This is a genomic window from Pedobacter ginsengisoli, from assembly GCF_002736205.1.
In the GTDB taxonomy this organism is placed as follows: domain Bacteria; phylum Bacteroidota; class Bacteroidia; order Sphingobacteriales; family Sphingobacteriaceae; genus Pedobacter; species Pedobacter ginsengisoli_A.
Genome location: NZ_CP024091.1, coordinates 1,420,806 through 1,441,359, shown reverse-complemented (window position 1 = coordinate 1,441,359; position 20,554 = coordinate 1,420,806). Strand labels below are relative to the sequence as shown.

Annotated in this window: 17 protein-coding genes; 4 read left to right on the top strand and 13 right to left on the bottom strand. The window is 36.4% G+C overall.

Annotated elements, in window-relative coordinates; all coding sequences use genetic code 11:
- Positions 1 to 2: 2 nt before the first annotated feature.
- Complete coding sequence (locus CPT03_RS05885) at positions 3 to 1,370, bottom strand: PhoPQ-activated pathogenicity-related family protein (RefSeq protein ID WP_099437963.1); 1,368 nt, start codon at positions 1,368 to 1,370, stop codon at positions 3 to 5.
- A gap of 80 nt (positions 1,371 to 1,450) precedes the next feature.
- Between CPT03_RS05885 and CPT03_RS05880 the strand changes: the two genes are divergently transcribed.
- Positions 1,451 to 1,831, top strand: coding sequence for an iron chaperone (locus CPT03_RS05880; RefSeq protein WP_099441027.1), 381 nt, complete (start codon positions 1,451 to 1,453; stop codon positions 1,829 to 1,831).
- A 7-nt stretch (positions 1,832 to 1,838) separates the two neighbouring features.
- On the opposite strand, the gene CPT03_RS05875 is transcribed toward CPT03_RS05880, so the two are convergent.
- A complete protein-coding gene (locus tag CPT03_RS05875; RefSeq protein WP_099437962.1) occupies positions 1,839 to 2,306 on the bottom strand; it encodes a hypothetical protein in 468 nt (155 codons plus the stop codon).
- Between the two features lie 173 nt (positions 2,307 to 2,479).
- On the opposite strand from CPT03_RS05875, the gene CPT03_RS05870 reads away from it, so the two are divergent.
- Positions 2,480 to 2,689: a hypothetical protein gene (locus CPT03_RS05870; RefSeq protein WP_099437961.1), complete on the top strand. Its 210-nt coding sequence runs from the start codon at positions 2,480 to 2,482 to the stop codon at positions 2,687 to 2,689.
- Between the two features lie 98 nt (positions 2,690 to 2,787).
- Positions 2,788 to 2,979 (top strand): cold-shock protein, encoded by a 192-nt coding sequence (locus CPT03_RS05865; protein WP_099437960.1) that lies wholly within the window; start codon positions 2,788 to 2,790, stop codon positions 2,977 to 2,979.
- A gap of 105 nt (positions 2,980 to 3,084) precedes the next feature.
- Here the strand turns inward: CPT03_RS05865 and CPT03_RS05860 are convergent, their stop codons facing one another.
- From CPT03_RS05860 to CPT03_RS05820, 9 genes are all read right to left on the bottom strand, one after another.
- Positions 3,085 to 3,642 (bottom strand): hypothetical protein, encoded by a 558-nt coding sequence (locus CPT03_RS05860; RefSeq protein ID WP_099437959.1) that lies wholly within the window; start codon positions 3,640 to 3,642, stop codon positions 3,085 to 3,087.
- A 2-nt stretch (positions 3,643 to 3,644) separates the two neighbouring features.
- A complete protein-coding gene (locus CPT03_RS05855) occupies positions 3,645 to 4,121 on the bottom strand; it encodes an RNA polymerase sigma factor (protein WP_099437958.1) in 477 nt (158 codons plus the stop codon).
- A gap of 72 nt (positions 4,122 to 4,193) precedes the next feature.
- Positions 4,194 to 5,426, bottom strand: a complete 1,233-nt coding sequence (locus CPT03_RS05850; protein ID WP_099437957.1) for a glycosyl hydrolase family 8 — start codon at positions 5,424 to 5,426, stop codon at positions 4,194 to 4,196.
- A 5-nt stretch (positions 5,427 to 5,431) separates the two neighbouring features.
- Positions 5,432 to 6,208, bottom strand: a complete 777-nt coding sequence (locus CPT03_RS05845; RefSeq protein WP_099437956.1) for a hypothetical protein — start codon at positions 6,206 to 6,208, stop codon at positions 5,432 to 5,434.
- 38 nt (positions 6,209 to 6,246) lie between these two features.
- Positions 6,247 to 7,437: an FG-GAP repeat domain-containing protein gene (locus CPT03_RS05840; protein ID WP_099437955.1), complete on the bottom strand. Its 1,191-nt coding sequence runs from the start codon at positions 7,435 to 7,437 to the stop codon at positions 6,247 to 6,249.
- A 31-nt stretch (positions 7,438 to 7,468) separates the two neighbouring features.
- Positions 7,469 to 11,014 carry a PVC-type heme-binding CxxCH protein gene (locus CPT03_RS05835; protein ID WP_099437954.1) on the bottom strand — a complete coding sequence of 1,182 codons (3,546 nt, stop codon included), beginning with the start codon at positions 11,012 to 11,014 and terminating at the stop codon, positions 7,469 to 7,471.
- A 115-nt stretch (positions 11,015 to 11,129) separates the two neighbouring features.
- Positions 11,130 to 12,224, bottom strand: coding sequence for a hypothetical protein (locus CPT03_RS05830; RefSeq protein WP_099437953.1), 1,095 nt, complete (start codon positions 12,222 to 12,224; stop codon positions 11,130 to 11,132).
- A 46-nt stretch (positions 12,225 to 12,270) separates the two neighbouring features.
- Positions 12,271 to 13,593: a vanadium-dependent haloperoxidase gene (locus CPT03_RS05825; RefSeq protein ID WP_099437952.1), complete on the bottom strand. Its 1,323-nt coding sequence runs from the start codon at positions 13,591 to 13,593 to the stop codon at positions 12,271 to 12,273.
- A 16-nt stretch (positions 13,594 to 13,609) separates the two neighbouring features.
- On the bottom strand, positions 13,610 to 16,930 hold the full coding sequence (locus tag CPT03_RS05820) for a VCBS repeat-containing protein (protein WP_099441026.1): 3,321 nt from the start codon (positions 16,928 to 16,930) through the stop codon (positions 13,610 to 13,612).
- A gap of 414 nt (positions 16,931 to 17,344) precedes the next feature.
- On the opposite strand from CPT03_RS05820, the gene CPT03_RS05815 reads away from it, so the two are divergent.
- Positions 17,345 to 18,400, top strand: coding sequence for an alpha-L-fucosidase (locus CPT03_RS05815; protein ID WP_099441025.1), 1,056 nt, complete (start codon positions 17,345 to 17,347; stop codon positions 18,398 to 18,400).
- Between the two features lie 59 nt (positions 18,401 to 18,459).
- Here the strand turns inward: CPT03_RS05815 and CPT03_RS05810 are convergent, their stop codons facing one another.
- Both CPT03_RS05810 and CPT03_RS05805 read right to left on the bottom strand, forming a co-directional pair.
- Positions 18,460 to 19,473 carry a zinc-binding alcohol dehydrogenase family protein gene (locus CPT03_RS05810; protein WP_099437951.1) on the bottom strand — a complete coding sequence of 338 codons (1,014 nt, stop codon included), beginning with the start codon at positions 19,471 to 19,473 and terminating at the stop codon, positions 18,460 to 18,462.
- On the bottom strand, positions 19,470 to 20,513 hold the full coding sequence (locus CPT03_RS05805) for an aldo/keto reductase (protein WP_099437950.1): 1,044 nt from the start codon (positions 20,511 to 20,513) through the stop codon (positions 19,470 to 19,472). The genes CPT03_RS05810 and CPT03_RS05805 overlap by 4 nt, the downstream gene beginning before the upstream one ends.
- Positions 20,514 to 20,554 lie beyond the last annotated feature (41 nt).

The following is a 20,554-nucleotide window of genomic DNA, read 5'->3' as shown; positions in this document are numbered from 1 at the left end:
AGTTACAAAAGTTCCTTATCATTTACCATAAATACCCGTGTACTTTCCACATACTGCCCACCTTTAGAGTCCTTGTACTTCAAATCGACATAAAATGCCTTGTAACCCGAATTCGGATATGTTTCAAATGCATTTATTTCAGATTTAGGTTTAACATCCAGTTTTCTCGACTCCCATTTATCATTTCTAAAATCCAGATCAGGCGAATCTGCATACCACAATGTAACATCAATTAACTTATCTGCAGTGGTTTTAATACTAACCTTAACTCCCTTATTACTTTGAGAAGATTTCCATGTACATACCGGATATGATGATTTAGACATAGTAAGTCCAAAGAATGAACTTAAGGTAGTCATGGCCTCCTTACCATCACCCAACCCATGGCCCACATTTGGGATATAATGAATTAAGTTTTGTCCCGGAATACTGTCGTAATAGTTTTTTATATTGTCAATTGGCCAATATTCATCATTAGTGCCCATTAAAATCATTTTTGGCATTGTTAGTGACTTACGATAAGCATAAGGATCAATCATAGTTGTTAAATTATTGGTACTTCCGGTACCCAGATCCTGAACAAGGCCAAGTTTAACATAATCCTCTATCTGAATGCTGTAATCTTTCCAAACTTTTATTTGATAGTTCATACTTACAGGCATATTCAGCATATCAATAACCATAGGAGCAATTGCAGTTACACGCTTATCAACAGCGCCGGTAAGCCATGTTGTCCAGCCACGTTTTGATGCTCCTGATACAACAAATCTATTGATGGTATGATGCAATTTTTGTTTTGAGAATTCCTGAACAGCATCCATCGCACTTTTTGCCGACTTAACCATAGGAAATAGCAATGGCCAGCTGTAGTCGCCATCTTTCTTAAAATTGTGAAGTGTATAAGATATTAAAGCATCTTCAGTTAAATTGTTATAAAGAGGCTGATTTGGAGTTTGCTTCAGTACGGCTACTACAGCCCTATTTTCTCTTGCTATTTCACCAAAAGTTTTAATCAGGCCATCCCCCTTTTGGCTCCAGTTTGGCAGCCCTTCTTTATCTACGCTGCCGCCTGTAATAAACAGTAAAGCTCCATCATATTTATTTTCTTTTGGAACCATTATGCTAAGCTGATGTGTCCAGGTGTATTCTCTCCACTTTTGCGAAGTAAGTAAAATGGTAAATACAGTAACATCATCAAGATCATAAGAATCCTTCAACTCCCATTTAAAGGTGTTATCAGCATTATTCAGATAATGAGATAAAGCAGTGGTGGGAGTTATAACAGTTAACGATGTTGTAGTCTGAGCTTGAACAAGCAAAGTTATCAAGCACAATATAAGCGTAGTAGCTGCACCTAATTTTCGAACCATTTCTTTTTTAAGAACTAATATAGCAAATATTTGACGACAAACTTTTATTTGTATTTTTGATTAGACACATGCCTTATGTTATGATAAAAAACGATAAACCGACAACAATTGATGACTATATTTCAGCTTTTCCTGATGAGGTACAGCATGTTTTACAAGAGTTTAGAAAAATAGTAAACGATGTGGCACCCGATGCTGAAGAAAAAATCAGTTATGGCATTCCAACATTATTTTTAAATGGCAATTTAGTGCATTTTGGAGGCTACAAGAATCACATTGGTTTTTATCCCGGTCCAGGTGGAATAACCGAGTTTAAAGATCAGCTATCTGGTTACGAATTATCCAAGGGAACTATAAAATTTCCACTAAACAAACCACTCCCGGTAGAAATAATTTCTAGAATAACAGCATACCGGGCAATTGAAAACAGGAAAAAAACTTCCTTAAAGAAACAAAAATAAATACAGTTTATTTAACAGGCTGAGCAAGTGGATAACCTTTGTTAATCCATTCTGTTTTTAAATTGACTGTTAAATTTAACAAATATGCTTTGGTAAACTTTTGATCATTTAATGCTTTAAAAGCGGGTCTGATATTTGGGCATTTATCCATTGGGCAGCAGCCACAATACACCACAATCGTTTCATTTTTTGGAAGTCCCTTTAATACCTTGCTTAACTTTTCAACGTTTTGCTTTTCGCTGGCAGCTCCAAGATGGGTAGCGCCCTTTATATCTTCAACAACACCGATATTATAAATACGGATTTTCTGTCCTTTTTCAATCATTTTTGCTAAAACAGAAGGTTCCATAAGTTGATTTTTGGTCCATGGATTACTCTGTAACTTAGCAGAAGGAAGTTGTTGTGCATTAGAAGTATTTACCCTAGCTACAAAAAATAATACAATAGCAACTGTTTTTAGAAATAGGTTATTCATGAGTTTGAAATTATTGCGGCAATTTAATCATAAAGGCTGTAAACTTTGCGAATACAAGCTCTATAACATTACTTTGTTACGTAAGCTGATTTTAAAAAGATTACTAATCAGCTAATTTATATTCAAACTTTTGATCTGCTGGTCTGTTGTATAACGGACAAATAAAACTAGCCATGAATAAAACAATAGCATTAGTAATGATAATTTTGGGTGTTGTTATGCTGATTTGGACAGGATTTACATATACAAAAAAAGAAAAAATTATAGATGCAGGCCCTATTCAGGTATCAGCCGATAAAGAAAAAAGTGTTAACTGGCCTCCTTATGTTGGAGGTATTATTTTAGTGGCAGGGGTAGCTATTCTGCTAACTTCAAAAAAGTAAAAATAGCTACTTTAAAATTTTATTGCCATAATATTGCAATATCTTACTGTTTTTCAATAAATTAAAATTACCTTTGGAAATAATTTAATTACAATATAATGCAACAAGGAACAGTAAAGTTTTTCAATGAAACAAAAGGTTTTGGATTTATCGTACCAGCTAATGGTGATGCTGAAATCTTTGTACACGCCTCAGGCTTAATTGATAGAATTCGTGAGAATGATTCAGTTAGCTACGACGTTGAGCAAGGTAAAAAAGGCTTAAACGCAATTAATGTTAAAATTAGTTAATCAACTCATTTTATAAATTAAAAAGGGTTAATCATCTTTAAATAAGATAATTAACCCTTTTCTTTTTACTCCCGTTTAAGACGATTCTTTATACCCCTTGTTCTATTAATTACTGCCTTCAGAAGTAAAATCTTTAATCGTCGTGGTAAGAATCTTAAGTCTTTTTGCCCATAACTGGGATAGCCAGCCTAACTGAATCAAAAATATAATAATCACTACAGCCAATAAAATGTATTTGCTTGTGGTCAAGCTGATATTGTAGGTAAAAAAAGTTAGAAAACCTGTCATAAGGATAATTCTGGAAAGTACTGAAACCACAGCGTAAGCCCTTACCTTAGATAGATATCTTTCTAAAGAAGATACAATTGTACTCCCGTTAACGAGATATTTCGCAAAACTATAGCCAGAAACATTGTGAATAAGAGCAAATAACATAGATACAATAAGTAATATGTTTATTAAAAGAGGTTTCTGATCACCATCAAACATGGTGTAATAACAAACAAGAAATGCACACCAGCCTACAATCTCTATTGCAAACTGTTTTCGAATATCTTTTAGTACCGGGTGCTTACTTTCTATAAGCATAGCACTAAGTTCGTTATTAGTTTTAACCGGTGTTTGGATAGCATTCCAGGCGGATTTTAGTTGATCGAGTTCCATATTTACCTGATTATAAGTTTTTGAATTTTTAGTTTAATTCTATTGAGTTTAACTCCTAAATTATTTTCATTTATACCAATTATTTCCGCGATCTGCTTGTAACTAAGCTCATCAAGGTAAAGGGTAATTATGGCCTTTTCACTTTCATTTAGTTGCTTTAATACAGCAAATAGCCTTTCTTGTCGAATCTGATATTCATCACTCTCTTCAAAATAAGGCAGCTCTGGTAATTCTGGTCGATATTCAACATTAAGTTTCTTTTTTCGGAATGAGGCAATCGCAGTATTAAGTGCAATACGATACATCCAGGTGCTTATCTTTGCTTCACCTTTATAAGAGGCAAAAGACTTCCATAATTGATAGGCAATTTCCTGAAAAAGATCTTCGCGATCTTCTTTACTATCTCGGTATAGTCTGCAAATTTTGTGAATAATACCTTGATGCTCATGAATTAGCTGTACAAAGGATTGCTCACGCATAGATTATTAATTAAGTACATATTTTTCTGATTTCTTAATAGGTTGCAGAAACCAGAAAAAACTTACAATGATTTAAGGTAACCACCAGTTTCCTGAAGCAGTAATCATACATAACATGGTAATGGAATCGCCAAAGTAGCTTTTGTTGTTTTTAACAGCATTATCCCAAAGTTTGTTTAACCATTGCTGATTCTTTGAATCAATCATAGCACTGACCATAAATGGAGATTGATAGGTAAGGTCCTGATAGTTTCTGCCATCCATCATTTTACCATCCAACTGGTATCCTGAACGAATACGGCCAGGATCATCAGACGTTTCATTTCTAATCCATGAGTTTAAAGTGGTAAGTTGATTTTTTAGAGTAGTATTGCCCGTAGTTAAATAATCGGTTGCCAGCCTCCAGGGGGTTCGGGCAGCATTGTAAGAGTAACAACCATCAGTAGGTGCTTCTAATAATTTACCCACTGCAGGAATAAAATTTCCACTCTTGTATTCAGCAAAATCAGGAAGTAGACCGGTTTGACTACTAAATTTATTAAATATGTGATTAACTATGCCGTACGAATTTTGGATTACTGTATCCCATACCTCATCTCCCGTAAATTTTTTATATGATTTAATATGCTGAAACATAAAATCAGATGGTCTGGTTCCATCTGTACTTCGGGATCCTTCCTCTCCTGCCCAATCTCCCATTTTTAAAGTTTTATATTTAGCGTGTATAATCGATGCTTTCAAAGCATTAATAATTGAAATTGCCTCGGCTTTATAATTTATTTTTCCACTGCTGCCCCACTGTTTATCAGCCAATAATAATGCATAGGCAATATCCATGTCGCCATCAGTCGCACAGCTACGCCCTACAGACACAACCTTACCATCTTTTATCGCCTGCTGCCAATTCATTAATTTTGAATTGCCATTACTTGGGTGAGCTTTAAAAAAATGGAACATTCCATCGAAATAGTCCCTGGCCTTAGAATCGGCTCCGGCCATATAAGCCAGAGTAACCATTCCATAGCCATGGGCCTCAGAACAGGTAACTGCCCCACTTTGCTGGTACTTTATATAGTATTGTCCTTTTTCACCAATATCTTCAGTCAAATAGTTTTTCTTCCAACGTTGATAAACAAAAATTACATCGGCATCCAACTGAGCCTGAGTTTTATGGTTTGGCTTAATTGTTCCTTTAGTATATGCTGCATGCTGAGGGAAAGGCTTTTTATCATTAAACATTCTACCTTCACTTCTAAAAGGATTAAATATGATCAGGAAATAAAAAAAAGGAAGTATTATTTTCATTTATATTAATACATGTCGTATTCAAAAGTATATTTATAGGTACCCACGTTTTGACCTGATGCATCGCTGTATTCGGTTAATAACGTTTTTGGGAAATCATCATCATCATAAGTATAGGTATTTAACTGACGGAGTTCAGAACCATTGGGATATTTTATAATTGCCTTAAGTAATTCATTAGCCGAAAACCTATCAAAATTTTCAATACTATTTAAGTATTTCAATCTTGAATTAAAATACATGTTTTTTTTCGAGCCAAATATCGACTCTTTAGTTGTAAATATATCTGTTTGACTATCTGATCCCACAAGATTATCACCAGAATACCTAAAAAATCGTTTTTGTGCAACAACACCAGATTCATTGACGTGAACTTCCGTAATCTTATCACCCGTGTAAATATTCCCGGTAGTTCTCTGCGACTTTAATTCCCCCTTCGTATAAAATTTGCTGAATATTTGCTTGGGTCTTCCATCTGCATAAGTGAATTCGTAATTATTTTTGTCATTGCCAGACTTTGTTTCTATACTAAATAGCTCATCACCATGGTAGGTATAAGTTGTAAGTACAGTTCCACCTCTGCTAATTGTACTTATCCTTTTTTTTTCATCATATGAATATATGGTAAATGTTGTAGTTGGTTTTGGATATCCACTTACTTCTATTATTCTTGATAATAATTTAACGCGAACTACTTCCGGATCTTCAGATCCAGATTTCTTTTTACAACCTGAGAGTAATAAAGATAGCGCAACAATCAGGAGCGTCAATTGCTTTTTCATTATTTAAACATTTGGTTATCATAAATATACAAAAAAAGCTAGTTCTTTATTTGCTCAAAATAGAATACTCCTTTCTTATTTCCTATAACAATATCCATAAGCTTATCCTTATTCATGTCTTGCGTTATCACTTGCAAGCCTATTCCCGAATTGTCATCAATCTGATGTGCAATCCAAGATGGTACTTTTCCTGGTTTATATTCAAACCAGTATAAAACAGCTGGCTCTTCTTCCCCTGGATCATGCCCATTATGTGCATAAAAACGTTTACCAGTTACCAGATCAGGATGCCCATCTTTGTTTACATCGACCATTGCAAGACCATGTGTTTGCGAAAAAGTTTTCAAAATCTCATGACGCTTCCAATCTATATTTCCCTGGTCATCTTTTACCTGTTCATGCCACCAGATGCCGTAATTATGGGACGAAGCGCTCACAACATCAATGTCACCATCCCCATCTAAATCCATAGCATACATTTGTGAACAGTCATCACCGAAATTAGCAGGGTGCCATGTCCAATTAGTTTGTGTACGATCTTCAGGTGCTTCCCACCACCCGCTCTTAATAAATACATCAGATCGACCATCTTTATTGATATCCCCATAGCCCAAACCGTGTGTAAATTGATGCGTGCCTCTATCCTTTACATCGCTAATTACATTGACTGTCCATGCAGTATCCCCCTTCATAGAAGGAGCTTTTAACCAAATCATCTTGTTCCCCTTAGAATCTGCACATAATAAATCAATCCTTCCATCTCCATCAACGTCGACAAAGGCAGGCGACTCATTCCCTACTGATGAATATAGTGCATGCATTTTCCAATGTCCTTCTTTGTTCTTAGGGTTTTCATACCATACAGCAGGTTCACCGGGAAAATCAACACGAATGACATCCAACCAACCATCTAGATTTACGTCCATTGCGTAATTAAGAAATGAATTACTATAAGAATCTCTCCAGTTAAACTTTTTGGGCGCGTCAAGTTCATGTCGCTTCCAATCTGGTGCTTCAAACCAGTAAGGTCCTGCAACAATATCCATTTTACCATCTTTGTTTATATCACCTACTGCTGTTCCCTCAGTAACAAACTCATCTATTAAAATGTGCTTTTTAAACTGTATCAGCTTTACATTTTTATTTTTAACCTGTGCTGATCCAGTATTGTTAAGTAGTGACATACAAACAACTAAACATGCAATTAGTGGTCTTTTTACGTTCTTCATTTTTATCTTGTTATTGTGGATAATTCATCATCTATTCTTTGACACTTAACAAATACTTAAGCAATGCATCAAAATCTTTTTTGGCAATGGTTTTACTAAATTGATCAGGCATTAATGTGTATCTGGAAGGTTTTCTCTCTTTAATTTCATTTTTAGGAACAGAAAATTCTTGACCACCAGGGTTTGCAAACACCAATACTTCACCCTCTTCTCTGCGATACAAACCGGTTAATACTTTTCCGTTGGCTAAAACAATATTATATGTTCTAAAAGCCTGTGAAATGTTCCGATTTGGATCTAATACCTTTTCTGTCAAGGCTTTTTGCCCCCAGTTCCCAATACCATCAAGCTGCGGACCTATCATGCCCCCATTTCCTTTTATCTGGTGGCACATGCTACAATTCTGTATGAACATTGCTTTACCAGATTCAACAGTTACAGCCGCAGGATCAAATGCTGACAAACGGGATGCTATCAACTGTTTCCGCGCTTCGCTTTCCGAAGACTGGCCTAAGCTCATTTGATCTAATTTCTGCTGTTGTTTTGGGCTAATATTTGCAGCAAACCCCTCTTTTACCGGCAATTCAGATAAAAGATCAAATTTCACATCACCCTGTTTAACAGATGTCAAAAGGTAATCAATACCTTTTTCAGAGTTGGCAAGTATAGTTGCGATTGCCAGCTGTAAGCTGCGCTGGCTTCCCTCAAAACCTTTTTGTAATAAGGCATGTCGACTTACAGAATTATCCTGAGCAATTACCTGAGCAATCTTTTCTTTTAATAACTGACTCTCATCAAGACTCAAAAATATCTCGGAGATTAGTGCTTTATGCTTGGCAGCGTTTAAGTTCATTAAAGCCATGGAAGCCGCAGCCCGAGTCTTATAATCGGCCCAGCGCGCCTTTGCTAACATTTCCATTTCTGGTTCTAACTCATATACCTTGTAATCGTTTACAATTTCAGCCGCCAACGTATAGCGCGCAGCTGTTTCTGCTACCCCTTTATCAGGAATATCTAAAACAGCAGGCATTAATCCTCCAATACCAACAGATCCGGTCTTGGTACTATCCACAACTTCAATAAATGCCAGTTGTCCCTTATAAGGCTCTAAATTGAATTTGACTGATTTCATAAGTTCTTTAGCTTCCATTTTTTCATGAAATACCGCACGATAAGAGGCAATTATCTTTTTAGATTTAGCCAAACGAATTCGAACAGCATTTTTTGAAATACCTATTTTGGATTCCGTGTTATGTACATCGTTATCAAATACACTAAGCGCTAAAGATGAGGGTAACACAAAATCAGGAGAAACCAATATACCAGTCGGAGGATAACCATTAATCTCACTCCAGATTACTTTAAGAGTAGGCAACTCGGCAATAATTGCATGATTTATCGTTGACCATGGATTTACCGGATCACCGGTTTGCTCTAGTGGCTTATTACTCCACATACTAGACATAGCTAAGCTATTTTTTAATGATTTTTCTGCCAGACTGATTCCCCAGCTTTTCATTGAGGGGGTTAATTTTCCTCCCCCTTGTCGTAAACCCTGCTGCATGGTATTAAACAACACATACTGCACATCAAGATCATTAGAAAACTTTTTCTGGATAAACTCAATAGGTTTCTTCAAGTTTTCGGCATCCATATAACGACCAATATATTCTAAATTAGAAAGTAGTTCATTGTTCGATAAATTGTGGTTTTGCAGATACGTCATTGCAAATAGTGCGGCTTCTTTAGATGGCACATCAAGAATAACTTTGATCAATACTTTTAACTGTTCCTCATTCCAATTCTGAGCAAGAACACTTTTCATTACTTCAGTATGCTTTAAATTATCTCGTATGGCTAATAGAACAGTGTATTTTAAATGACTATCCTGTTCACCAGAGCCAGTGTAAACCGGCAGTAAAGCCTTAATAGCTGCAGCTTTTGGATATTTACCCAACACTTCTGCGGCAACGCGTTGTACATGTGTATTTGTATCTTTTAACGCATTTAATGCCTTTTGCTGATATTTTAATGAAATTGCTGTTTTCTCAGCAAGTATTCTATATGCATGCACTCTAATTACTGGATCGTTATGATTGAGTGCTTTGTCTAAAACTCCATCCTGCAAAGCCTTTAAACGAAACAAAATCCACAAAGCCTGTACATAAGACCTTGAATCGGTTTTGGATGATTTAAGTTTAACAGTTAACTGATCAGCTGCCTTTTCACCATAACCTTCAACAATTTGATTAGCAATCATCATCCTTAGATTAAGTTGAGGATGGTTTAAGTTTTTAATCAGTTCAACAAGGCTTGCTTTTGACCAATCTTTAAGCTTATTATCTTTATGTTTTTTATCCCCTTTATAAGTAATTTTCCAGATCCGTCCACTTTGACGGTCTCTCAGAGGGTGATCCAGAGGTACTTCATAATGCCCAATAATACGGTTATAGAAATCAGCAATATATAAAGCGCCATCAGGTCCTGTTTTAATGTTAACTGGCCTGAACCAGGGGTCAGAACTGATTAAGAAATCTTCCTGACGTTTCGCTTCCGGAGATGAGCCTGCAAAGGACATTGTATTTCTATTGATCCTGCAGGTAACCACATCTCCTGAATAAAAACTGTTTCGGTATTCTTCCGGGAATTGTTCTCCAGAATAGTAGACTAAACCAGATAGCGCTGTTGACCCAAGCTCGTAACTCATCATTTCAGGAGCAAAACCCATTGCTGGTGACTTCTTCCCAAAATGAGGATACTCAGCTCCTCTAATCAATTGATAAATTGGTTTAGAATGACAATCAACTGAATATAAATAACCCCATTCATCGAAAGTATAGCCAAATGGGTTAACACGACCATAGGAGGTTTGCTCCACCCTGCTCCCATCAGGCCGAAAACGAAATGTGTTTCCTGAAACCATCCTAATGGAATCACCATCAGTACCTGCAATTGTTGAAGTATTGGTAAAACCATGGCAAGCGTAGATCCATCCATCGAAACCTCTTATAAAGTTATTAACCATCCCATGCGTATCCTGGTGACCAAATTCACCTAAGATTACTTTTTTTTTATCTGATTTCCAATCTCCATTGGTATCGGTAAACTGGTAAATATTTGGGATACTAAATGCAATAGCGCCTTTGCGAACCGGGATTAAACCAATTGGGATGTTTAGATTTTCTGCAAATGGGATAAATTTATCTGCCTTACCATCTCCATCTGAATCTTCCAGTATGGTTATTTTATCATGACCTTTTGCGGGAGCTGCCGCCATAGGATATTCAGATGATTGGGTGACCCATAGCCTGCCTTTTTCATCAAACTCCATGTTGATTGGTTTTCCTATGTCTGGTTCAGATGCATACAGTGTAATTTCGAACCCCGGAGGTAGTTTAAATCCCGCTCGTTCCTGTTCAGGTGTCTGAAATTCAGTAGTACGGATATGCTCTGCAAACTGCTTTTGGTCAGGGTTGGTTATTCCCTTAACATTCCCCTGACTTGTCTTTTTTGACATGTTGCACCCAGAAGAAGCAAGCAGAATACAGAACATTAAAATGCTCTGTTTCAGTTTCATTTGTGTTTAGTTTCCTTCAAATTACAATTATATATTCATTTACCAAATACATAGAAATAAAAAAGCTGTCCATAAAGCACAATTGTGCTTTATGGACAGCTTCCTAATCAAATTATTACAGTCTGAAGGAAATCCCTAAGTTAACTGAGTAATCAGCAAAGGCTGCGTCTCCGTTTACAAAGGTCGTTCCGGTTGAACGTGCCCTATCAGTAACACTTTGAGTTCTTTTTCTGTAAACCGCAGCTGGCACTGATGCATATATATTTATCTTGCTAAGCTGGTAAGTAAGACTAGGCTCAACAGAAATGACATAGCCTGGTCTGCGAAAATCACCACTTCCTCCAATAACATCGTGGATTGGAATACCTTCAATTCGTCCACCTGCAGAAATAACTAATTTATCTAAGGCGTAGTTAGCTCCAAGTCTGGCCATAAATTGGTCTGGAACACTGCTAATTGCCTCATTAGCTAAAGAAGGGCTCACCAATTCACGATAGGTTCTGACGCCGTTATTTTGACGTGGATTGCTTAAATAAAACGCATTGGCATATAAGCCCAGATTATGCTTAATATTAGCAAATGAATTAATTTCAAGTGTAAGTCCGGTTCCTCCATCACCTAATTGAATAGACTGATCTACAGTACGTAGTTCTGGTTTTCTGCCAGGGCCTACATTTTGCCAATAATCCTGATAATCATAATCACCGGTCGCAAATTTAATTCCAAGACCTAGCTGAACATTTGCTTTCGGACTTGTAGCTGGATTGAAGAGCCAGCGATAAGCAGCAACTCTGATGTCACCTAAGCCAAATGAATGCATGCTATGTCTCTCATTACTTAGATCTGGTGGTGGGTTGTGCTCATATTTAGAAGATCTGGCATTGGAAATAACCGGTATATCTATCATTGCAGACCAACGGCTATTAAAAACCCTAATCAGAGATAGATCAGTAGCAAACTGATGGTTGATTACTTCATTTCCATTTTTAATTCGTTCTTTTTGATAAACATCGCCCTTGAAATGTTTATTTGACATGAAATATCGGGTGTTCATATTTAGCACCCAACTGCCGCCATCAGCACTAAGCGAGCTATCTGGGTGTTCTGTCATAGCACATATCCCCCCCGTGCTTCGGATGGCTACACATCCCTGGGAAAAAACTTTAGCAGAGATTAAAAGAATAGAGAGCGTGGTAAAAATTTTCTTCATAATTTGATTTTGGTTATATATTTAGTTTGTTTGGTTGGTTTATTTTTTAAGATTGTTGTTTGGCTTTCAACTTAGAGATCAGTAATTCCCCTACACCAAAGCCTGTAGTCATTCCATTTTCTATGGCATCCATAAAATGAATCCCTCCCCAATACCTGCTTAATGCAGCCTCTTCTGCGGCATTTTTAAATGAGGTAAATTTTCTTGATGGCAAACCATATTTCTCTTCAACATTATCTGTATAATGATAGTTATCACCGAAATAGTGAGTTAGTATAACAGAAGAGGTACTGGATGCACAAGAATGTCCACTCAAATATTCGGGAAAAGGCGGAGTTTGCAATAAAGGCTTCCATTTAGGATCAATATAGGTCCTTATTGCAGTTTCCGGGCGTATTCTATTACTTCTAAATTTTTCGTCCCAGCAACTAATAAAGCTATCAGTTAATCCTGCAGCAACCATTGTATACACTTGATATGTTTTAGAAAAATTAAATTTAGATTGCTGGCATGCTATACCGGCTATACCCATCCAATGTGCCCCCGGAGATATCTTTTTCATTCCGGTTAGCAAATGTCCATCGCTTTTTAATGCAAATGGATTGCAGTCCCAAAATGCGGCAATGGCTCTGTGTTCTGGTGTTAGACCAGCTCCACCTACAACATAATTATCTAGCATTAATTTATAAAATGCCGATTTTTTATCTTTAGAAAACGGAACAGGAGGCGCAGGTTTAAATTGAGAACAGGAATCTAAAGCAAAAGGCCTAATGGTATTAAAATATGGTTCAACAGGGGCAAAATAACCAGGTGGGGTTGGGTACCAGCTGCCCTCTTTATTTAGAGGTGTATAACGAGGATAGTTACTGATCTTATTATACTTATCAGCTTTTGCGTACTTTAATATCTGCTTACTTATCTGCTGAGCGTATAATTTAGAATTCTGGACAACATCATCAGAGAATCCTACTTTTTTGCAGGAATCTAAAAATGATTGCTCGTATTTTTCCAATAAACTACCAGAAGGCTGCATTTTCTTTGCTGTAGCAATTGTAGCAAGGATGGCACTGAGCTGGTAAGAATATTTCCCGGGAACCGACGGTTTTACTATCTCAGGGTAATCATTTAATATCCCCTTCATTGAAACACAATTGGAATCATTTTGCACCACAACCTCATAACCGGCAAGGTTTGCATAAGCAAAAAATCTGGCTGCAAGTGGAGGGTTTGTTACGTCATGAATCATAAGTTCGGTCATTTCATCAACAACCTTAGCAATATCTTTATTGCTTAATTCGGGTGATTTTTCATTGCTGTGGCATGCAGCTAAACATATTACACACAAACTAAAAAACAATAGTTTTCTCATATCTTTAATAATGGTTCTATTTTCCTTTTAACTGATAGGCCTTTGGCCCTTGCTGATTAATTCCAAAAACAATTGTATTGTTAATCTCAATTGCGCTTCTGACATCCCCTTGTAATTTAAAGCCCGATTTATATTGAGGTATATAATTAAAATTGCCTTTACCGTTACCTTTTAGCAGGAGTCCATAATTGGCATCGTATTTTCCGAAGCGAAGTCTGGCTTGATTCATGTTGCCACACAATAACAGATCTTTATGGCCATCGGCATCATAATCAACTGCAGTAATAGTATAAACAGGAGCCATTTGTACTTCCAGAGGCAAATCTTTTTCATGAAAACGCCCATCTGTTCTACTTTGAAAATATGTAGTTTTCAGACTGTTTGCTTTTAAATATTTAGCGCCCTTTAATTCATCTGATGTAAATACATCTTTTAAAGTTGCGTCAGCATAACTTGCATAATTGGGGAACCGTGGTCTCATGATGCTCATCTGGTCTAATAATTCATCTCTGGTTATGTATGGAAAGCTTTTACCCATCATATAAAAACATAGAATAGGATCAATAGCACCATTGTCATCAAAGTCTTTGTAATACATTTCAGCAGGTTCTTTATCACTAACCTTGCACTGGCTATTTAGGCCCAGATTACCAACAATCAGGTCGGGCTTGCCATCCTCGTTAAGGTCTGCAACCAGAAGTTTATTCCACCAACCACTATATTCTTTATCAAAATAGTTTTTCGTTTTGTTAACTAATTTACCATCAGTATTAATGAAAACACTTACTGGCATCCATTCTCCAACAGTAACCAGATCAGGCTTCTTATCTCCATTTAAATCTATCCATGCAGCATCTGTAATCATCCCCATTTGATTTAAATCAGAACAAACAACACTCATTTGATCTTTAAAATGACCCTTACCGTCGTTAATTAACAGGTAACTTTTAGGTGCTTCCGGATAAAGCCCGGGAATAACCCTCCCTCCCACAAAAATATCCAAATGTCCATCTCCATTAAAGTCAGCAACACGGGCACAACTTTTACTTACATGCATTTCGGGTAATGTGCCGGTTGATTTTAAGAGATTTCCTTTCCCGTCGTTAAGGTACAAGCGATCTTGCAATAATGGGTCTGTAGGCATAAAACCATGATAGCCACCGCTTACGACATATAAATCAATAAAACCATCGCCATTAGCATCAAAGAATATTGCATCAGCATCTTCACTCTCCTTATCACCTTCAAATGGTTTTTGATTTTTAATGAACTTGCCGTTTTTTTGCTGAATGTATAATGCGCCGGGCTCATTCTTGTTCCCTCCAACATACACATCTTCTAAACCATCCTTATTAACATCACCTTTTACCATACATGGGCCAACAAATGATTGTGGGTTGGTCATTAAAGGCTGTCTCTTAAAATCGTTAATGCCATTTTTGCTTTTAACAAACTCCAGGGGCGATGGAACTTCTTTAAATATTGCAGGTTTTAAAGCAGGCGGACGGTTATTTTCTAACGCATCTTTTTCATTTAAAGGTACTAACTGATCCGGTTTAACATTAGTGAGCACTTGTTTTTTTCCACTTTGCCATACTACAGAAATCGAGTCTATTTTATTCTTATTGCCCAATCCAAAATGTAAAATTGAAGATACTCTGGATAAATAACCTCTTGAAGGCATCTGCTCTAATGATTGTAGTTTAGAATCACTGTAAACGGTAACCTTTGCACCTATACCTTCTGTATTTTGTTTTAGTCCGGTTAATTTTACTTTTAGATAATGACTGGTCGAATCTCCCTTGTTCTGATAAATGAAGGCTGGTTTATTTATATTGTTAATTATCAGGTCCAGATCCCCATCATTATCAAGGTCAGCATATGCTGCCCCACTACTATTTGAAGGAATATCAATACCCCAATCAAAAGATCTATTTGCAAAAGTAAATCCTTGCTTATTTTTATAGATATAGTTCTTTACATCAGATGAGGGTAAATTATTTAACATATCTAAAATATGTCTGGGTTCAACATCGCCGTTTATGCTGTTAAAATAATTTGCATTATACTTTACCACATCCATATTGGTAAAATCATGCAGGTAACCATTGGTTACAAAAAGATCTTTCCATCCATCGTTATCAAAGTCGGCAAATAAAGGCGCCCAACTCCAGTCGGTATTTGATACACCTGCCAACTGCCCAACCTCACTAAATGTTCCGTTGCCATTATTAATATGCAGCATGTTACGCATATATTGATAGTAGAGGCCATTTCGCAGATTCAAATCAAAGAATTCATAGTTATCAAATCCCTGAAGTAATTTTTGGCGACGGTTATCTTCGGGAATCATATCAAGGGTATAGATATCTATCAACCCATCATTATTTATATCTACCACGGCATTTCCCATTGAATACATAGAAATATGGCGAAGATTGGATGTTAGCTGATCGGTGAACGTTCCGTCTTTGTTATTGATATATAGTCTGTCCTGAATGGAATAATCATTTGAAACATAGATATCCGGCCATCCATCCCCATTTACGTCAGAAGTAGCTGCTGCCAATCCGTACGACAATACTGAACTATGCAATCCTGCTTTAAGGGTCACATCTTTAAAATGGCCTCCCTCATTTTTATATAGCTTGGTTCCCGACATACTATCCGCAGTTTTTTGAAGTTCCTGAATGGTTACATCATCAAGCTCAGTAAGTACTCTGATATTTTCATTTACCAGTAACATGTCCAGATCACCATCCTTATCATAATCAAAGAAATAAGATTGTGTGCTATAAGCAGAATCTGCCAGTCCATAAATTTCGGCCTCTTCCTTAAACTGAGGAATACCCTTTTCTGTTGCTCCCTTATTGACAAAGAGTTGGTTTTTTCTGTTTCCACCCGGATACTTCCCTGAATAGCATATGTAGATATCTAATAGTCCATCACCATTAATGTCAACCATATTGATACCATTTTTCCATCCTTCTAACCTTCCCTTAACACCTGCAATCTCTGTAACGTCCACAAACTTCATATTACCTTTATTTAGGTAAAGCTTATTTGACGTCATGTTACCGCCAAAATATATATCCTCAAGGCCATCATTATTTAGATCTCCTATAGAAACACCAGAACCATTATAAAATGCCGGATAATTAAAAACGTTTCGCTCAAAAGTTTCCTTTATATTATTTGCAAAAAGGATATTGGTTTGTGCAGAATCCAATAATTTAAATAAGGGGTTTTCGGGTACAGCATTCGCAGCATCTTTTGTTGATTGCTTACAAGCCGAGAACATTAAAATAAAAATAACTGAGTAGTAAAGTCTCTTCATATTTTCGTGATCAGGGTGTACCACGAAATGCATGGACATGCCAAAGACATATAATGTTTCATACAATTACACATGGTTATAACTTGGTTTAGTTTGGTTTATTGCCCAACAAAATTAACTCACACTACAGGTAGTTGCACGCATAGAGGAAAATCGTTATAGCTTTAATAAAGTTATAATATTTATATATTACTTTGTAATAAAATTAATACTTTATTATAAATAACTGAATAATAGACCATTAAAATAATGTAACGCAATAATCACATAAAAATATTTCTATTTTTCTAACACAAACGTTTGCGCAGTTTTAGAAACTCAAAAAGCATTGGCCAGCCAAATTACTTCCCTATCTTCAATTCATTAAGCCTTTGGCATAATGAATATGAGAATAAATCAAATATTAAACACCAAATGAAAAAAAACATTCTATTAACGTTGGTATTGCTTGCAATAGTAAAATTATCTTCAGCTCAGGAAGGGATTACAGAGCCCATTCCTTCTTTAAAACCCGGCAAATATCAGTTAGAACAAATAAACCGTAAATACGGTATGTTTATTCATTTTGGTATAAATACTTTTCATGACCAGGAATGGACAGATGGGACTTTACCCCCAACTTCGTACAATCCATCGTCAATTGATGCAGAACAGTGGGTTAAAACCGCCAGGGATGCAGGAATGAAATATGTGATACTAATTACCAAACACCATGATGGCTTTTGTCTTTGGGATAGTAAGTATACTACTTATGATGTGAGCAGTTCCTCGAATAAAACAAATGTTGTTGAAGCTGTTGCAAAAGCATGTAAAAAGTACAACGTAGGGCTAGGATTATACTACTCTTTATGGGACAGACATGAGAATGCCAAAACTGAGGATACAACTCTGGATAAAGCATATAACGATTATATGGTTAAGCAAATTAATGAGTTAATAGACATAACCCAGAAAACAAAAACTAAAATTGTAGAGTTTTGGTTTGACGGAGGCTGGGAAAAACAAAACAAGAGGTGGCCTGCTGCTGAACTTTATAAAGCAATAAAATCAAGGGAACCGCAATGTCAGATAGGGATTAACTGGTCTATCGGCGCACCTGAAAATGATGATAAACATGTGGTTTTACCGGATCAGCAAAAAGAAGGTTACCCAATCAGGTACTTCCCGAGTGATTTTAGATTAGGTGACCCGTACCTTCCTGCCACACCTGATCCAAAAATATTTTCGCACAATAATGAACGCTATTATATGCCTTGGGAATCTACTATATGCATTAGTTCAAAATGGTTTTACAACACAAAAGATACTACTTACAAATCTGTAGAAAAGCTGCTTGAAGATTATAAAATAGCAACAGCTCAAAATAATATCTTAATCTTAAACACACCACCTAATAGAGAAGGAAAAATAAGACAAAAAGATATTGAATTATTAATGGAGTTAAAGAAAGCTATTTCTAAATCGAAATAATTTCAATTATTTAATGCATTGCCTTGTTGGATAAAACTTAGGCAATGCATTTTTCATTTCTAGAGTTCGATAACCGCTTTCACCAAACCGTTTTCAAAGATTTTAAGATCCAAAAAAGTATCTTTTACCTCTTCAAATTTCAATTTATGTGTGATGTAATTTATTGGCTTTACGCGACCATCTTTTATGCATGATATTACATGTTCAAAATCAGCTGGCAATGCATTCCGGCTGCTTAACAATGTAGCTTCTCTTTTATGAAATTCAGGATGGCTAAAACTTATAGACTGCTTTTGCAGGCCTATAAGAACGAAACGGGCTCCATGAGCCATATACTGAAATGCATTATTTATAGCGTTTAGATTTCCTGTACAATCAATTACAACCGTAGGCATATCACCATTGGTTATTTCTTTTAATCGACCAGATACATCTTCTGTTGCGGCATTTATAATATGTTTAACTCGCAACTTATCCTTGCAGAATTCTAAACGCTGCATATTGGTATCTAAAGCAATTACCTCTGCACCGCCTATTCCGGCAAAGTCCATCGTTCCTAAACCTATTGGGCCGGCTCCCACAACAAGAACAAATTCACCTGGCTGAACATTTGCCCTTCTAATACCGTGGGCTCCAATAGCCAGAGGCTCAACCAAAACCAACTCATCTTCATTTAAACCTTCACCAGCAATTATTGAATAATCAGGAACAAGAATATATTCACTCATTGCTCCATCAATATGCACTCCACATACCTGCATTGCTTCGCAGCAATTTGTTTTGCCATTACGACAGGCAATACAATGTCCGCAATAAAAATAAGGACTTATTGTTACCTTGTCTCCTATTTTAAATTTAGTATTGGTTGCTGTTTCAGCAATTTCGGCCGCAATTTCATGACCTAATATTCTTGGGTAATTAAAAAACGGCTGAACCCCCTGATAAGCATGATAATCTGTACCACAAATACCTACCGCTTTAACCTTAAGCTTAGTAAATCCTTCTTTCAGAACGGGCTGTTCCTTATCTATATATTCAAACTCCCCCGGAGTATTACAAACTAGTACTTTCATCTAATTACAGGTATCGATATCAATTGTTCTTCTTGCATTGCTTTCCAAAAACCTTCTGGAATTGTTTTATTTATCATCATTATATTCTCTTTTATCTTTTCAGGCCGGGTTGTATTTAAGGCAATGCTGCTTACTCCCGGGATATTAAAACCAAAATCAAAACAGATTTCGGCCGGCTTTACATTGAATTTACTACACAAAGAAAAAAAATTATCTCTCCATTCATAAAGCGCCCTGCCCTGCTCTGTACTTTTATCTACTCTCTGATAATTATAAAAATCGCTACCTACTAAAAAACCACCATTAAATACAGCAGAATTAATAACCTGAATATTTTTGTCGTTTAAATTAGCAATAAACCGAACCAAATCTTCCGGATGCGACTTTACGGTTAAGCTATTGGCAATCATTACCCAATCTAATTCTACATCGGCTGAAACACGTTCAATCACTTTCCAGTTTTTTGCACCAATACCTATCGAAGTTACTACTTTTTGTCTTTTTAATTCTGCAAGTGCCCTGTAAGCCTCCAGGATATCTCGGTACCTTTGTTCTTCTTCTATCTTATCCTTTGCCATTCCTAAATATTCATCAGGATCATGTACAGAGACCATCTTTGCCGAATAAATACCTAAAATCTTATTCCCCTGATCAAAGCATTTCACAATGCCATCGTAGCTAATTTGCTGAACTGCATCATTTTTCAAATCCATCCAGACATCCTTTTCAAATGTTGGCTCTTGAGTTAACAATTCTGTTTGGTACCAGCCAAGTTTATTACATATCACTACATCATCAGGGTGAATGTTCAAATCTGACAGACTTTTACCCAGAACTTCCAATGCCAGGCCGGCACCGTACTTACCTGCTGTATCAAATAATGCTTTACCAAAAGAATGCTCGATGCATTCCCTTATAATATTCCGTTTAGTTTCGTAATCTATGGATTGGTATAAATTACCCAAACTACTTGTTCCAAATATTATTGGTGGCAACTGAATGCCAATATTCTCTCCTTTTTCTTTTTTTACAGATAACATCAAATAAGTTTATAACTGATTGTATAAAGGAAGCGCGTTTT

Coding starts and splice junctions, on each gene's coding strand:
- CPT03_RS05870 (WP_099437961.1), top strand. CDS start 2,480: ATGAATAAAACAATAGCATTAGTAATGATAATTTTGGGTGTTGTTATG.
- CPT03_RS05880 (WP_099441027.1), top strand. CDS start 1,451: ATGATAAAAAACGATAAACCGACAACAATTGATGACTATATTTCAGCT.
- CPT03_RS05850 (WP_099437957.1), bottom strand. CDS start 5,426: ATGAAAATAATACTTCCTTTTTTTTATTTCCTGATCATATTTAATCCT.
- CPT03_RS05885 (WP_099437963.1), bottom strand. CDS start 1,370: ATGGTTCGAAAATTAGGTGCAGCTACTACGCTTATATTGTGCTTGATA.
- CPT03_RS05875 (WP_099437962.1), bottom strand. CDS start 2,306: ATGAATAACCTATTTCTAAAAACAGTTGCTATTGTATTATTTTTTGTA.
- CPT03_RS05840 (WP_099437955.1), bottom strand. CDS start 7,437: ATGAAGAACGTAAAAAGACCACTAATTGCATGTTTAGTTGTTTGTATG.
- CPT03_RS05835 (WP_099437954.1), bottom strand. CDS start 11,014: ATGAAACTGAAACAGAGCATTTTAATGTTCTGTATTCTGCTTGCTTCT.
- CPT03_RS05820 (WP_099441026.1), bottom strand. CDS start 16,930: ATGAAGAGACTTTACTACTCAGTTATTTTTATTTTAATGTTCTCGGCT.
- CPT03_RS05805 (WP_099437950.1), bottom strand. CDS start 20,513: ATGTTATCTGTAAAAAAAGAAAAAGGAGAGAATATTGGCATTCAGTTG.
- CPT03_RS05825 (WP_099437952.1), bottom strand. CDS start 13,593: ATGAGAAAACTATTGTTTTTTAGTTTGTGTGTAATATGTTTAGCTGCA.
- CPT03_RS05855 (WP_099437958.1), bottom strand. CDS start 4,121: ATGCGTGAGCAATCCTTTGTACAGCTAATTCATGAGCATCAAGGTATT.
- CPT03_RS05845 (WP_099437956.1), bottom strand. CDS start 6,208: ATGAAAAAGCAATTGACGCTCCTGATTGTTGCGCTATCTTTATTACTC.
- CPT03_RS05810 (WP_099437951.1), bottom strand. CDS start 19,473: ATGAAAGTACTAGTTTGTAATACTCCGGGGGAGTTTGAATATATAGAT.
- CPT03_RS05830 (WP_099437953.1), bottom strand. CDS start 12,224: ATGAAGAAAATTTTTACCACGCTCTCTATTCTTTTAATCTCTGCTAAA.
- CPT03_RS05860 (WP_099437959.1), bottom strand. CDS start 3,642: ATGGAACTCGATCAACTAAAATCCGCCTGGAATGCTATCCAAACACCG.
- CPT03_RS05865 (WP_099437960.1), top strand. CDS start 2,788: ATGCAACAAGGAACAGTAAAGTTTTTCAATGAAACAAAAGGTTTTGGA.
- CPT03_RS05815 (WP_099441025.1), top strand. CDS start 17,345: ATGAAAAAAAACATTCTATTAACGTTGGTATTGCTTGCAATAGTAAAA.